Raw genomic sequence first — 15,007 nt, 5'->3', positions numbered from 1 at the left:
ATTTTCACGGGCTTTTTTTCGTCCCTGTTTTCCTATTTTTTGAAAAGTAGTGCGCATCATGACTCTCGATACTTCCCCCATCGCCGCGATCGCCACCGCCCCCGGACGCGGCGGCATCGGCGTGGTCCGTCTTTCCGGCAAAAATCTGTGGCCGGTGGTGCAGGCCATCTGCGGCAAGGATGAAAGCTCGCTGGCGCCACGCCACGCCAGCTACCTGCCGTTCAAACGCGCCGACGGCAGCCTGATCGACCAGGGCCTGGCGATCTACTTCAAGGCGCCGCATTCCTACACCGGCGAAGACGTGCTGGAGCTGCAAGGCCACGGCGGCCCGGTGGTCATGCAAATGCTGCTGGCGCGCTGCCTGGAAGCGGGCGTCGACATCGGCCTGCGCCTGGCCGAGCCGGGTGAGTTCACCCAGCGCGCCTTCCTCAACGACAAGCTCGACCTGGCGCAGGCCGAGGCGGTCGCCGACCTGATCGAAGCGTCGACCGAAGCGGCCGCCAAGTCAGCTTCCGAATCGCTGTCGGGCGCCTTCTCCAAGGTGATCCACGATCTGGTGAACAAGGTCACCAACCTGCGCATGCTGGTCGAAGCGACGCTGGATTTTCCGGAGGAAGAAATCGACTTCCTCGAGCAATCCGACGCCCGCGGCCAGCTCGCCGCGATCCGCGCCACGCTCGACGATGTCTTCATGCACGCCTCGCAAGGCGCCTTGTTGCGCGACGGCCTCAACGTCGTCCTGGCCGGCAAGCCCAACGTCGGCAAGTCGTCGCTGCTCAATGTGCTGGCCGGCTCCGACGTCGCCATCGTCACGCCGATCGCCGGCACCACGCGCGACAAAGTCACCGAGACCATCCAGATCGAAGGCATGCCGCTCAACATCATCGACACTGCCGGCATCCGCGAAGCCGAAGAAGATGGCGGCGGTCCCGACGAAGTCGAACGCATCGGCATCGAACGCACTTGGGGCGAAGTCGCCAAGGCCGACGTCATCCTGCACATGCTCGACGCCGATCGCGGTCCGACCCTGGAAGACGAAAAGATCACCGAGCGCTTCCCCGACGGCGTGCCGGTCATCCGCATCTGGAACAAGATCGATCGTTCAGGCCACAAGCCTGCGGTCGACAAGATGTCGGACGCCACGCACATTTACCTGTCGGCCACCGACCAGGTCGGCATCGACTTGCTGCGCGGCGAATTGCTGCGCATCGCCGGCTGGCAGCAAACGGTGGAATCGCGCTACCTCGCGCGCGAACGTCATCTGATCGCCTTGAAGGCCGCGCGCGACTATCTGGAAAGCGCCGCCATGCACGCCTCGGTCGACAATCAGGCCAGCGACAAGTCTCTGGATTTGTTTGCGGAAGAATTACGGCTGGCGCAGGAGCGCTTGAGCAGCATCACCGGCAAGTTCACGCCGGACGATTTGCTGGGAGTGATTTTCTCGCGCTTCTGTATCGGGAAGTGATGCTGGACGACCTGCCGGGAAGTATGTGAAACACAATCCTGTAACGGATGTTACAGGGTGTAAAAACCATAGGTGGGCAGGGAAGGGGGCGTTATCTTGAGCACTCCCTCCCCTCCAATTCATCACCCCCCTGAGGATTGGATTTAACCCGCGCGCCGCAAGGCCGCGGGTTTTTTTCTGGGCAACGCCAATAGCGCGAAAGACGCGTCAGACTTCTTCGGAGCGGTCGTGCGGCGCGGTCTGCAGGGTGGCGGCCGGCGGATACAACTGCAGCGCGTTGTGCAGCTTGCCGATGGCGCGGCACATGTCTTCGAAGCCGCTGGCTTCCACTTTCGATTTGAACTGGTAAATCGTGCCGTCGACCCAGACTTCGCGCTCGGCTTCTCTGAGTATGTTCATCGTTTGTCTCCACTCATTCTTGTCAGGGAATGGTAGCACGGTGGTCCGCTGGCGCAAGATGGTGGCGGTTTTGCGACACACCATCGTGTGCCAGGGTACAGCTCCAGACAAGTTTTGGCACCTTGTCATCTGTTGAAAAGTGCAAACCGGCGCTATGCCGACGCGCTTTCTTGCGTTGCCTGCAGAGCCGGAAAACAACTGCTAAGATGCCCCTCTGTCCGATGCCGCAGAGCAGCATCTTTCCCATTTTTCAGGAGTCTTCATGTCGCAAACCAACCCACGCGTTGCCGATCATCCCATCGATCCACAATTCCTGAATCGCTGGTCGCCGCGCGCCTACACCGGCGCCGACATCTCCGAAGAAACCGTCCTGAGTTTCCTCGAAGCTGCGCGTTGGGCGCCGTCGTCCTACAATTCGCAGCCATGGCGCTTCGTCTACGCGCGTCGCGGCACGCCGCAATGGGACAGCCTGCTGGGCTTGCTCAACGACTTCAACCGCAGCTGGGCGGAGAAGGCCTCGGTGCTGATCATCGTGCTGTCCAAGACCACCTTCACGCCGCCGGGCGCCGCTGCGCCCGGACCTGCGCCGACGCATTCCTTCGACGCCGGCTCGGCCTGGGCCTACCTGGCGTTGCAAGCGAGCCTGTCGGGCTGGCATGCGCACGGCATGGCAGGTTTCGACAAGGAAAAAACCCGTACCGAGCTGGGCGTTCCTGCCGATTTCGCGATCGAAGCGGCGATTGCCATCGGCAAAATCGGCGACAAATCGATCCTGCCGGAAGGCTTGCAAGCCCGCGAACTGCCGTCTCCGCGCGAGCCGCTGAGTAAATTGGCGTTTGAAGGCAAATTTCAGGCTTAATTTGTAGAAAAGGACTGGAATTCCTGGAAAAGCTCCGCTATAATTGCGGTCTTTCAGCGAGACTGAAAACCAGATCTGGAGTGGTAGTTCAGTTGGTTAGAATACCGGCCTGTCACGCCGGGGGTCGCGGGTTCGAGCCCCGTCCGCTCCGCCAAAACACAAACGCCTGCGCAAGCAGGCGTTTTTGTTTTTAAGCTCCCTATTCCTGCCCGAAGGGCATGCATTATGCCCCACACAAGTAAAAGCCCTGCTTGATGCAACCAAGCAGGGCTTTTACGTCTTGCAAAGAGCTAACGAAGTTAGCGAGCGGCCGGGCCGAACCTCACTTCCCCTTCTTCTCCGTGGTCAGCTGCTCAATCACATGCCGCGGCGCCTCGGCATAATGCTTGAACTCCATCGTATAAGTAGCGCGCCCCTGCGTCGCCGAACGCAATGACGTCGAGTACCCGAACATCTCCGACAGCGGCACTTCGGCCTTGATGATCTTGCCGCCGCCGCCGGCGATTTCATCCATGCCCTGCACCATGCCGCGGCGTGACGACAGATCGCCCATCACGCTGCCGGCATAGTCTTCCGGCGTTTCCACTTCGACCGCCATCATCGGCTCCAGCAGCACCGGGCTGGCCCGGCGCATGCCTTCCTTGAACGCCATCGAGCCGGCCATGCGGAAGGCATTTTCGTTCGAGTCGACGTCATGGTAAGAACCGAAGGTCAGCGTCGCGCGGATATCCACCACCGGATAACCGGCCAGCACACCGCTGCCCAGCGTTTCCTGGATGCCCTTGTCGACCGCCGGAATGAACTCGCGCGGCACCACGCCGCCCTTGATGGCGTCAATGAACTCGTAGCCCGTACCGGGCGGCAGCGGTTCCAGCTTCAGCACCACGTGGCCGTACTGGCCGCGTCCGCCGGATTGCTTGACGAATTTGCCTTCGACATCTTCAATCGTCTTGCGAATTGCTTCGCGGTAAGCCACCTGCGGCTTGCCGACGGTGGCTTCGACGTTGAACTCGCGCTTCATGCGATCGACCAGAATTTCCAGATGCAACTCGCCCATGCCGGAAATGATGGTCTGGCCCGATTCTTCATCGGTGCGCACGCGGAACGACGGATCCTCCTGCGCCAGACGATTCAGGGCGATGCCCATCTTCTCCTGGTCGGCCTTGGTCTTCGGTTCCACCGCCTGCGAAATCACCGGCTCGGGGAATACCATGCGTTCGAGGATGATCACGTCATCCGGATCGGACAGCGTGTCGCCCGTGGTGACATCCTTCAGCCCGACCGCAGCCGCGATATCTCCCGCATAGACTTCCTTGATTTCCTTGCGCTCGTTCGCATGCATTTGCAGGATGCGGCCGAGGCGTTCCTTCTTGCCCTTGATCGGGTTGTACACGGTGTCGCCCGAATTGATCATGCCCGAATACACGCGGAAGAAAATCAGCTGGCCGACGAACGGATCGGTCATGATCTTGAATGCCAGCGCCGAGAATTTTTCATCGTCGGCGGGATGGCGCTCAATCTCGTTGTCTTCTTCATCGTGACCCTTGATCGCCGGCACGTCGATCGGCGACGGCAGATAGTCGATCACGGCGTCGAGCATGGCCTGCACGCCCTTGTTCTTGAACGCGCTGCCGCACAGCATCGGCACGATCTCGCCGGCGATGGTGCGCAGGCGCAGGCCTTGCTTGACGTCTTCTTCGGTCAGCGGCGTGCCGCTGAGGTATTTTTCCAGCAACTGTTCATTGGCTTCGGCGGCCTGTTCGATCATCTTGTCGTGCCACTCGCGCGCCGTCTCTTCCAGTTCGACCGGAATCGGCTGGTACTCGAACTTCACGCCTTGGCTGGCTTCATCCCAGATGATCGCTTTCATCTTGACCAGATCGATCACGCCCTGGAAATGGTCTTCCGCGCCGATCGGAATCTGGATCGGCACGGCATTGCCTTTCAGGCGCTCGCCGATCTGTTTCTGCACGCGGAAAAAATCCGCGCCGACGCGATCCATCTTGTTGACGAAGGCCATGCGCGGGACGCCATATTTGTTCGCCTGGCGCCACACGGTTTCGGATTGCGGCTGCACGCCGCCGACCGAGTCGTACACCATGACCGCGCCGTCGAGCACGCGCATCGAGCGTTCGACCTCGATGGTGAAGTCGACGTGGCCCGGCGTGTCGATGATGTTGATGCGGTGTTCCGGATAATTGCCGGCCATGCCTTTCCAGAAGGCGGTGGTGGCGGCGGACGTGATGGTGATGCCGCGTTCCTGCTCCTGCTCCATCCAGTCCATGGTCGCAGCGCCGTCATGCACTTCGCCAATCTTGTGATTGACGCCGGTATAAAACAGGATGCGCTCGGTGGTGGTGGTTTTACCGGCATCGATGTGCGCGCTGATACCAATGTTCCGGTAATGTTCTATACGGGTCTTGCGTGTCATGACATTTTCCTTTTCGTTGCATCGTTGGATGGAACCGGCAGAAAGCAATCGCGGCGGAGTCACATTATGCGCATATTTTTGCATCTATGCTGTCCGCCGTAGTTGACTGATGCTGGCTGAAAATCCAGCCTGCAATCCTTCCCTGGTTCGCCTGGCGGCTTTCTGTCCCGCAAGACAAAGCGAGGAGCGAAAAGCCTGCGCATCATCATGGCCTATATTTATGTAATGCGTGTTACATAATATATTTCGACTGAAATTGCTGTCAATGTATTTTTGTAATTCAAGTTATATTAAGCTACACTGAACATTGATACCCACCGCAGTCGTTGTAAAAAAGGAGAATTCCCATGCAGCAAACCAGAGGGCGGCCGCGCAGTTTCGACCGAGACGAAGCGCTACGCCTGGCAATGCAGGTTTTTTGGAACAAGGGTTACGAAGGCACCACCATGGCCGACCTGACGGCCGCCATCGGGGTCAAGGCGCCGAGTTTGTATGCCGCATTCGGCGACAAGAACGCGCTGTTCCGCGAAGCCATCGATTTCTATTCGGCAACCACTGCCATCGGGCCGATCAACGCCTTGAAAGAGGGCAAGGGCATGCGCGAGGATTTGCACAACATGCTGCAGACCAGCGTCGCGCTGTATGCCGATCCGGCTAACGGCAAGGGCTGCATGGTGGTCGTCTCGGCCATCAACTGCGCGCCCGAAAATGCCGCCCACGCGGAAGAAATGACGGTACGCCGCCAGAAGAAGCGGCAAGAGTTGGCCAAGCGTTTCCGCAAGGCGCAGGAGCAGAACGAATTAAGCGCCGATGCCGACATCGACGGCCTGGCCGATTTCTACACCGCCGTACTGCACGGCCTGTCGCTGAGCGCGCGCGACGGCGTCAGCTGCGAACGCCTGGCAAACACCATTTGCCACGCCATGAAGGCGCTTGATGCAGTATTGATTGCGCCGAAGAAAAAACGCGCCGTGCAATGAGTTGAGATTTTTTGCCGCGCCATGAAAAAACGCCGGGCCGATCTTGCGATCGCCCGGCGTTTTTCGCTAGCTGAAGGGGAGATGAATCAGGCCGCAGCAGCCAATGCAGCAGTACCGTCATTCTCGCGCAATTGTCCGCCCAATGCCTCGATCAGGTCGGCCAGCATCTTGCTGACTTCGCCGGTCATGAGCATGAAATCGCCGTCGAAGCGTTCGTCGTCGTTCTTCGCCGTGACGTCGCTGTCTTCCTTCAACACGTCCAGCGGCGCGATCTTCTTCACGCTCAGGTTTTCGGTCAGCACGAACGACACTCGGTCGTTCCAGGTCAGCGCCAGGCGCGTGCATTGCTTGCCCGATTCGATGTGACGCTGCACGTCTTCCGGCTCCAGCGTGTGGCGCACGAAACGCACGGTCGCCTTGCTGTCGCCGCTGGCGCGCAATTCGGTGTCCTGATCGACGGTGAAGCCGCTCGGAGCTTCGTCCGAGGCCAGCCAGTCGGTCATCGAGGACAACGGCGAGCGCACCGTGCGCAGCGTCTCCAGCGGGAATTTCGGGATCGCCTTGAGCAGCAGCTTCAATACTTCTTCGGCCTTGCCGGGACTGCCGGCATCGACGATCAGCCAACCGTTGACCGGATCGATCCAGGTCCAGGTGCTGCGTACGATGCTGAAGGCGCGCGGCAGCAACTCATCGGTGACTTGCTCTTTCAATTCCTTGGTCTGCTTGCGGCCCGGCGCAAAACCTTGTTGTTCTTCCAACTCGGCGGCGCGTGCCTTGGTCACCTGATTGATCACGGTGCTCGGCAGCAGTTTTTTTTCGGTGTCCAGCTTGAGCAGGAACTGGCGATTGACGACATGCACCAGGCGCTCGTTGCCGCGCGGCGAAACCCAGCCCTGCGACTGCATTTCCAGGCTGGAGCAGGCAGCAAAAGCCTGCGGAGCGAGATTGGATTCGAGCTGGTCGGCGCTGATGGCCCAAGGGGCCGGCAGGCGGTAAATCTGAAGGTTCTTAAACCACATGGCGTTCGGGCAAAAGCGTCCATTTTACACGGAGCCCGGGGGACGTCTGATATTCACGCCGACTTTATCTGCGTGTGCTGGCGCAGGCCGCGCGCAGCCTGATTTGGCCTGATTTACCTACTCGAAACCCAATTCGCCTTGCGAAAAATCCTCGCGCTCAGGCGTGCCGCCGTTCTTCGACAACGCGCCCACGCGCACGCCCAGCAGGCGGATGCGTTGCTCCAGCGGCACCCGTCGCAGGCATTCGCCGGCGGCGCGGCGGATCGCGGCGGGATCGTTCACCGATGCCGGCAAGGTGACGTCGCGCGTCACCGTCGAGAAGTCGGCATAGCGCAGCTTGATGCCGATGGTGCGTCCGAGATAGCCCTTGCGGTGCAGGTCTTCCGACACGCGCGTGCACAGCGCGGTGAAAATGCCGGACAGCTTGTCGCGGTCGTGACGCGCGTGCAGGTCGCGCTCGAAGGTGGTCTCGCGGCTGATCGATTTCGGCTCCGAACTGGTCGAGACCGGACGGTCGTCGACGCCTTGTGCGACATTGCCGAGCCAGGCCGAATAGCTGCGGCCGAAATGGTCCTGCAACACACCGGCATCGGTGCGCGCCAGGTCGCCGATGGTGAGGATGCCGAGCGCGGTCAGCTTCTCGGCTGCCTTCGGACCGATGCCGTTGATCTTGCGCGCCGGCAGCGGCCAGATGCGTGTAGGCACGTCGGCCATGGTCAGGATGGTCAGGCCGTTGGGCTTTTCCAGGTCGGAGCAGATCTTGGCCAGCAGCTTGTTGGGAGCGACGCCGATCGAGCAGGACAGGCCGGTGGTCTCGTTGACGGCGTTCTTGATGCGGGTGGCCAATGCGCGTGTTTCTTCTTCGTGTTCGCTGAGGTCGATGTAGATCTCGTCAATCCCGCGATCCTCGATCAACGGCGCGATGCCGGCAACGGCCTTCTTGAACAATCGGGAATAGTGGCGATAAGAATCGAAATCCACCGGCAGCAGGACGGCGTCGGGCGCCAGTTGCGCCGCCTTCATCATGCCCATGGCGGAAAACACGCCCAGCGCGCGCGCTTCGTAAGTCGAGGTGGTGATGACGCCGCGCCCGACATAGTCGCGCAGGATCGAGAATTCGCGCGTGCCGTCAGCACGCGTGACCGGCTGATGCACCGAGCGGCCGCCGATGACCACGGCCCGGCCGCGCAATTCCGGATAGCGCAGCAACTCCACCGATGCATAGAACGCATCCATGTCGAGGTGCGCAATGCGGCGGGCGTTGGCGTTCATGAAAAAAAAGGAGCGGAAGATGGGTAGCTTGAGGACGGCGGATCGCCGCCATCGTATCGCGCATCAATAATGCGGCGGTCTTTCATTCTCGATGCTGCGCGGCTCGCTGACGCTGTTGGCGGCATCCTTCACCTGCCGCGCCAGCGCGGTCAGCAGCTTTTCGAGTTCGTCGATTTTCTTTTGCTGCTCGTAGACGATCTTGTTGAGCGCATCCACGGTGTCTTCCTGATGCGTCAGTTTCAGTTCGATGTCGACCAGACGTTCTTCGTCGATCATGGTGTGTTCTCCTTTGTGGCCGCAGTATCGGCCTCTGTCTCGCCCAGCCAGCGTAACGCGCCTTGGGCGGCCTTGCGCCCGCTGGCGAAGCAGGCCGTCAGCAGGTAGCCGCCGGTCGGCGCTTCCCAATCCAGCATCTCGCCGGCGCAGAATACGCCGGGCAACTGACGCAGCATCAGGTGATGTTCTCCGGCGTCCTGCATTGCCTCGAATGGTACACCTCCGGCGCTGCTGATGGCCTCGTCGAGCGGCCGCGGCGCGCGCAGCTTGACAGGCAATTCCTTGATCGCCTGCGCCAGCTTGTACATGTCCCGGAAGTCTTCCGCGCTGGTGCATTCGCGCAGCAGCGCCGCCTTTGCGCCCTTGAGCTTGAGCCGGCTTTGCAGATGGCTGGACATTGAGCGGGCGCCGCGGGGATGTTGCAGCTCGCTCAGCACGCGCGCCGGCAGCCAATCGGGCAACAGATCAAGATACAGCGTGGCCGGTGCGGACGGCGTGATGGCGTCGCGCAAAGGCGCCGACAGCGCATAGATCAGGCCGCCTTCGATGCCGCTGTCGGTGATGATGCATTCGCCTTGACGGCGCAAGGGCGTGCCGTCGTTCAGCATGACGGTGGCGGCAATGGTCTTGAGCGGTTCGCCGGCGGCGCGGCTGCGGAAATGCGCACTCCAGTCGACGTCGAAGCCGCAGTTTGACGGCTGCAAGGGCGCCAGCCCGACGCCGCGTTCGGCCAGCAGCGGCATCCACGCGCCGTCCGAGCCGAGGCGCGCCCAGCTGCCGCCGCCCAGCGCAAGAATGACGGTCGATGCGGCTACGGAAATTTCACCCTCGGGCGTGGCGAAACGCAGCTTGCCATCCGCATCCCAACCCTGCCAGCGATGCCGCATGTGGAAACGCACGCCCGCTTCGCGCAGGCGATGCAGCCAGGCGCGCAATAGTGGCGCCGCTTTCATGTCGGTGGGGAAGACACGCCCGGAACTGCCGACGAAGGTGTCGATGCCGAGTCCGTGTATCCACGCACGCAAATCTTCTGGCGTGAAATCCTTGAGCAACGCGGCAACCGCATTGCGGCGCGCGCCGTAGCGAGAGAGGAAGCCGTCGAGGTCTTCCGAATGGGTGATGTTCATGCCGCCCTTGCCGGCCAGCAGGAACTTGCGTCCGGCCGATGGCATGGCGTCGTAGAGGTCGACCTGCACGCCGGCTAGCGCCAGCACTTCGGCGGCCATCAGGCCGGCCGGACCGCCGCCGATGATGGCGACCGCAGGCGAACGTCCGGGATCAGTGGCGGGATGGAGCACTGTATTTCTTTTCCAGCCTGGCCACCAGCATCGCCAGGCAAATCGTCATGCTGAAATACACCACCGAAATCGTGATGTACGGTTCCCAATAGCGCGAATAGCTGCCGGCCACGGTGCGCGCGGCATAGGCCAGTTCGGCCAGGCCGATGGTCGACACCAGCGAGGAATCCTTGAGCAGCGTGATGGCTTCGTTGCCCAGCGGCGGCAGCATGCGGCGAAACGCCTGCGGCAAAATGATGTAGCGCATGCGCAGGCGATAGCCCATGCCGAGACTCGACGCGGCATAGCTCTGGCCGCGGTCGATCGACTGGATGCCGGCGCGGAAGATTTCGGAGATGTATGCCGCTGCATTGAGCGACAAGGCCACGATGCCGGACACGAACGCGCCGTAATCCTGCTTGATGGTGCGCGCCAGTTCACCGGAAATCAGCAGTCCGTTGTCCTGATGGATCAGCACTGGCATCACGGCGAAATGGATCAGCAGGATCTGCACGAACAGCGGCGTGCCGCGGAAGAAAGCAACGTAAAAACTTGCGATCCACTTGGTCACGCGCAGGATGTATTTCCACATGCCGTGCTGCACGTCGGCCAGCCGCAACATGCCCAGCAAGAGGCCCATCACGGTGCCCGCGACGATGCTGATCACGGCCACCTCGAGCGTCATGAAGAAGCCCTTGATGAACAGCGGCGCGTAGCCCTCGATGATGCTCCAGCGGAAATCCATGGCGGAAAATTGAATGGTGGACATGAAAAATGCGCAATCCGGCGGACTGCGCATTTGTCGGGATTATACCGTAGCGCCGCAGCTGCACTGTGGTTGCAGCGGTAGCACTACGGCAGGCGGCGAGCTTATTTCCTGGCGCCGAAGTATTGCGTGCTGATCTTGTCGAAAGTGCCGTCGGCCTTCAGGTCGGCCATGCCCTTGTTGACCTTGTTGAGCAGCTCGGTGTTGCCCTTGCGCACGGCGATGCCGTAATACTCTTTCGGGAAGTTGGCGTCCGACACGGTACGCAGTTTGCTCGACGGATTGTTGGTGATGTAGTTCTTGACCACGGCGTCATCGGCGACCACGGCATCAACGCCGCCGGTTTCCAGTTCCTTCAATGCCAGCGGAGTGGAGTCGAGGCGCTTGATGTTGGGATTGTTCTTGCCCAGCAACTGCTGCACGATTTCGTCGCCGGAGGTGGCGCTTTGCACGCCGACCTTGAGGTTCTTGAGGTCGTCGAATTTCTGCACCTTGGCATCGGCTGCCGGCACCGCGATCAGCTGGCTCGCTTCAAAGTACGGCTCGGAGAAATCGACGGTCTGCTTGCGCTCGTCGGTGATGGTGATGGCCGAGATCAGCAGATCGCGATCGCCCTGCGCCAGGAAATTGAAGAAGCCTTCAAATGGCGTCGGCACGAACTTCACTTCGATGCCGATCTTTTGCGCCAGCGCCTTCATCACGTCGATGTCGAAGCCGACCACTTCCTTCTTTTCGTTTTCCGCAGAGAACGGCGCGTAGGCCGATTCCACGCCGACCAGGTAGACCTTGGCGGCGGCAGCGGCAGGCGCTTGTGCTGCATCTTCTTTCTTGCCGCAGGCGGACAATGCGGCGATGGCGGCGACCAGCGCCAGTGCAGGAGCGAATTGCTTGAAGAACTTGTTCATGACCAACCTTGTAAAAATAGGAGCAGCAGATGAAAACCGGGACCGGATAAGCCGCCGCCGCGCAAGCGCATCGGGGGGGCGGGGCGGCCGGAAAGGGGAGGATTGTAAACGTTTCCAGTCCGGTTCAACGCCATTTGTGGCGCAAAATCAGGTGCAATCGCATTTTCGGTGCGCAGGTATTGAAAAATGTGCAACAAATGCGAGAGGGCGAGGGCCTGTCCGCCGCATCAGGGCGGACAGGCTGCAGCTTATTGCTCAGGACGGCGGACGGTCTGGAAAATGTATTTGAGGGCATCGCCGATAGTCGATTCCCACACCGGCCAGGCATGGGCGCCGTTGACGATGCGTAGTTCGGCCGGTTGCTTGTTCTTGCGCAGCAGTGCATAGAACTGGGTGGCTTCGCTCTCGATCATGAAATCGTCATCGTCGCCGGAGTTGATGTACATCGGCACTTTGATGTTCTTCTTCAGGAATTCGTCCCACAGCGCCGGATAGTTGTGCGCCTTCCAGATGGCCGGATCGAAGTCGGGCGAGCCGAACACCTTGACGAAGCGCGCCGATGAGGTGGCGGGAGGCTCCGGATTGTAGATGGCCGGACTCAGCAGCGCGGCGGCCTGGAATTTTTCCGGATACTTGAGCGCAAAACGCATGGCGCCATAGCCGCCCATCGACAGCCCGCCGACCAGGCGACCGTCGCGTCCGGTCAGGGTGCGAAAGCGTTTCTGCACTTGTGGAATCAGATCGGCAAAAAAGGCGGTCTCGACTTTTTCCTTGAGGTCAACGAACCAGGTGGTGCCGGCGTCCGGCATGATGATGATGGCCGGGGGAATATCTCCGGAGGCGATCAGCGCGTCGGCGGTGGCCTGAATGCGTCCCTTGACAGGCCAGTCGTTGCGGTGGCCGTCATTGCCGTGCAGCAGATACAGCACCGGGTAACGCAGGCTGGATGTTTCATAGCCGGTCGGCAGGTAGACGTTGTAGTTCCATGCGCGCCCCAATGCGGGCGACTGGAATTCGACGTTGGTGATGCTGCTCGCTTGCGCGCCGGCGGATGCCAGCAACAGCATTGTCAGTAGCGAAAGCAGTGAACGCAATGACAGAAGTGAACGATATGGCCGGGTAAACCGTTTCCTGAAAATGGACTGCATGTCTTCTCCTTCTTATTGTTGTCGGAGACTGCGGATGCTCGGATGTCATCTTGCAGCCGGGGCACTGCCCCGCAGAAAATTATACGCGGTGCAGGCGCATCAGTCGTTGGACGGCGTCGGCGTGCTGCGCGGCTGTTGCAGCAAGGCCTTCAGATTGGCCAGCCGGTTCTGCGGCGTGATCTTTTCTTCCTCCCTGGGCACGGCGTCGCCGACGTCGAGGTTCATTTCCTTGATGAAGCGCGACGGGTCGCAGGCGGTGAATTCGCGCGCGCGCTTGCGCCGTTTGCACCAAGTGATTTGGAGGCTGCGCTGGGCGCGTGTGATGCCGACGTACATCAGGCGGCGTTCTTCTTCGATGCGCGCGGCGATGGTCTCGGCCGGGGCATCGGGATCGCCCTTGTGCGGCAAAATGCCTTCCTCCACGCCGATCAGGAACACGTGCGGATATTCCAGTCCCTTGGAGGCGTGCAGCGTTGACATGCGCACCGCGTCCTGCTCTTCGTCCTTGCCTTCGAGCATGGTCATGAGCGCGACCATCTGGGTCAACTCCAGCAAGTTCTTTTCTTCGCCTTCGCCATCCTTGCCGCCGCAGCCGCGCTCCTTGAGCCAGCTGGTGAAGTCGACCACGTTCTGCCACTTGCTTTGCGCCTGGCGTTCGTCGAAGGCGTCATAGCAGTAACCTTCGTAGTTGATCGCTTCCATCATGTCGTCGAGCACCTGCGCGGCATTCTCGCCGCTGCCGGAAGGGCCCGGGCGGCTGGCGCGCGATTCGAGGTTGTTGATGAAGTCGCAGAACTGGCGCAGCGGCAGCAATTGCTTGTCGGGCAGCTTGTCTTCCAGCGCGCCTTTGTAGACCGCTTCAAACAGCGAGCACTGCCATTGGCCGGCAACCGTACCGAGCACTTCCAGCGTGGCCTGGCCGATGCCGCGACGCGGCGTGGTGACGGCGCGGATGAAAGCCGGGTCGTCGTCCTGGTTGGCGATCAGGCGCAGGTAGCTGATGATGTCCTTGATTTCGGCGCGGTCGAAGTAACTCTGGCCGCCCGACATCACATAAGGAATGCGTTCGCGCCGCAGGGCCTTTTCGAAGATGCGCGCCTGATGATTGCCGCGGTACAGGATCGCGTAGTCGGAGAACTTTGCGCGCCGCTCGAAGCGATGCGCCGACAGCATGATGGCGACCTGATCGGCTTCGGCCTCGTCGTCGTCCATCGCCATGACCTTGACCGGATCGCCCAGTCCGTGTTCCGACCAGAGGGCTTTTTCAAACAGCTTGGGATTGTTGGAAATCACCGAATTGGCCGCTTGCAGAATGCGCGTGCTGGAGCGGTAATTCTGCTCCAGCTTGATCAGATGCAAATTGGGGAAATCGATCTGCAAGGTTTTCAGATTTTCGATGGTGGCGCCGCGCCAGGCGTAGATCGCCTGGTCGTCGTCGCCCACGGCGGTGAACATCGGCTTCTTGCCGATGCCGCTGACCATCAGCTTGACCAGCTCGTACTGGCAGGTGTTGGTGTCCTGGTATTCATCCACCAGCAGATAACGCAGACGGCGCTGCCAGCGATCGCGCACTTCTTCGTTGCCGCGAAACAGTTCCACCGGCAAGCGGATCAGATCGTCGAAGTCGACCGCCTGATAGGCCGAGAGCGTGGCGACATAGCTGCGATAGATGCGCGCGGCCACCGCTTCTTCTTCGTCGACCGCGTTCCTGAGCGCAAGATCGGGATCGATCAGGCCGTTCTTCCACAGCGACATGGCATTCTGGATGCGACGGATCAATTGCTTGTCGGTCGTCACCGCCAGATCTTGCACCAGCGAAAAACAATCGTCGCTGTCCATGATCGAAAAGCGATCTTTCAGGCCGAGGTGCTTGGCTTCCTGGCGCAGAATTTTTACTCCCAGCGAGTGGAAGGTCGACACCGTCAGATGCTTGGCCTGTTTCGGCTCCTTGAGCAGCTTGGCGATGCGCTCCTGCATTTCCAGCGCGGCCTTGTTGGTGAAGGTCAGCGCGGCGATGTGGCGCGATTCGTAGCCGCAGTTTTCGATCAGGTGGGCGATTTTCTGCGTGATGACGCGGGTCTTGCCCGAACCGGCGCCGGCCAGCACCAGGCAAGGGCCGTTCATGTACAAAACGGCTTCGCTTTGCGGGGCGTTGAGACCAAATGCGGGGGCGGAAGACATGCAGGGATCGATTGGGAGGGGACGAGGGA

At 60.7% G+C, this 15,007-nt stretch carries 13 protein-coding genes and 1 tRNA gene; 4 read left to right on the top strand and 10 right to left on the bottom strand.

Going from position 1 to position 15,007, the window contains the following annotated elements; translation table 11 throughout:
• Positions 1-58 precede the first annotated feature (58 nt).
• Positions 59-1,465 (top strand): tRNA uridine-5-carboxymethylaminomethyl(34) synthesis GTPase MnmE, encoded by a 1,407-nt coding sequence (mnmE, locus tag DXT88_RS15475; RefSeq protein ID WP_265214783.1) that lies wholly within the window; start codon positions 59-61, stop codon positions 1,463-1,465.
• Between the two features lie 207 nt (positions 1,466-1,672).
• On the opposite strand, the gene DXT88_RS15470 is transcribed toward mnmE, so the two are convergent.
• Entirely contained in the window at positions 1,673-1,864 is a 192-nt protein-coding gene (locus DXT88_RS15470) for a hypothetical protein (protein ID WP_265214781.1), read from the bottom strand.
• A 262-nt stretch (positions 1,865-2,126) separates the two neighbouring features.
• Here DXT88_RS15470 and DXT88_RS15465 point away from each other — a divergent pair, with 262 nt between their 5' ends.
• Entirely contained in the window at positions 2,127-2,723 is a 597-nt protein-coding gene (locus tag DXT88_RS15465; protein WP_265214780.1) for a nitroreductase family protein, read from the top strand.
• Positions 2,724-2,800: 77 nt separating this feature from the next.
• A tRNA-Asp gene (locus DXT88_RS15460) sits at positions 2,801-2,877 on the top strand.
• A 168-nt stretch (positions 2,878-3,045) separates the two neighbouring features.
• Here the strand turns inward: DXT88_RS15460 and fusA are convergent.
• A complete protein-coding gene (gene fusA / locus DXT88_RS15455) occupies positions 3,046-5,154 on the bottom strand; it encodes an elongation factor G (RefSeq protein ID WP_265214779.1) in 2,109 nt (702 codons plus the stop codon).
• A gap of 347 nt (positions 5,155-5,501) precedes the next feature.
• On the opposite strand from fusA, the gene DXT88_RS15450 reads away from it, so the two are divergent.
• Positions 5,502-6,134: a TetR/AcrR family transcriptional regulator gene (locus tag DXT88_RS15450; RefSeq protein ID WP_265214776.1), complete on the top strand. Its 633-nt coding sequence runs from the start codon at positions 5,502-5,504 to the stop codon at positions 6,132-6,134.
• 86 nt (positions 6,135-6,220) lie between these two features.
• Here the strand turns inward: DXT88_RS15450 and DXT88_RS15445 are convergent, their stop codons facing one another.
• From DXT88_RS15445 to DXT88_RS15410, 8 genes are all read right to left on the bottom strand, one after another.
• Positions 6,221-7,153: a recombination-associated protein RdgC gene (locus tag DXT88_RS15445; protein ID WP_016834899.1), complete on the bottom strand. Its 933-nt coding sequence runs from the start codon at positions 7,151-7,153 to the stop codon at positions 6,221-6,223.
• 117 nt (positions 7,154-7,270) lie between these two features.
• Positions 7,271-8,425 (bottom strand): DNA polymerase IV, encoded by a 1,155-nt coding sequence (dinB, locus tag DXT88_RS15440; protein ID WP_265214773.1) that lies wholly within the window; start codon positions 8,423-8,425, stop codon positions 7,271-7,273.
• A 63-nt stretch (positions 8,426-8,488) separates the two neighbouring features.
• Positions 8,489-8,701, bottom strand: a complete 213-nt coding sequence (locus DXT88_RS15435) for a SlyX family protein (protein WP_265214771.1) — start codon at positions 8,699-8,701, stop codon at positions 8,489-8,491.
• Positions 8,698-9,999, bottom strand: a complete 1,302-nt coding sequence (locus DXT88_RS15430) for a TIGR03862 family flavoprotein (RefSeq protein WP_265214769.1) — start codon at positions 9,997-9,999, stop codon at positions 8,698-8,700. Before DXT88_RS15430 ends, DXT88_RS15435 begins: the two co-directional genes overlap by 4 nt.
• Entirely contained in the window at positions 9,980-10,723 is a 744-nt protein-coding gene (locus DXT88_RS15425) for an amino acid ABC transporter permease (RefSeq protein ID WP_265215230.1), read from the bottom strand. Before DXT88_RS15425 ends, DXT88_RS15430 begins: the two co-directional genes overlap by 20 nt.
• A gap of 125 nt (positions 10,724-10,848) precedes the next feature.
• Complete coding sequence (locus DXT88_RS15420) at positions 10,849-11,649, bottom strand: basic amino acid ABC transporter substrate-binding protein (RefSeq protein ID WP_265214768.1); 801 nt, start codon at positions 11,647-11,649, stop codon at positions 10,849-10,851.
• Positions 11,650-11,897: 248 nt separating this feature from the next.
• A complete protein-coding gene (locus DXT88_RS15415; RefSeq protein ID WP_265214766.1) occupies positions 11,898-12,716 on the bottom strand; it encodes an alpha/beta hydrolase in 819 nt (272 codons plus the stop codon).
• Between the two features lie 180 nt (positions 12,717-12,896).
• Positions 12,897-14,978, bottom strand: a complete 2,082-nt coding sequence (locus DXT88_RS15410; RefSeq protein ID WP_265214764.1) for a UvrD-helicase domain-containing protein — start codon at positions 14,976-14,978, stop codon at positions 12,897-12,899.
• Positions 14,979-15,007 lie beyond the last annotated feature (29 nt).

Origin of the sequence: Herbaspirillum lusitanum (assembly GCF_026127345.1) — a bacterium.
In the GTDB taxonomy this organism is placed as follows: Bacteria; Pseudomonadota; Gammaproteobacteria; order Burkholderiales; family Burkholderiaceae_D; genus Herbaspirillum; species Herbaspirillum lusitanum.
Note: the sequence above shows the minus strand (reverse complement) of the source record. Positions and strands in the feature narration are given on the sequence as shown.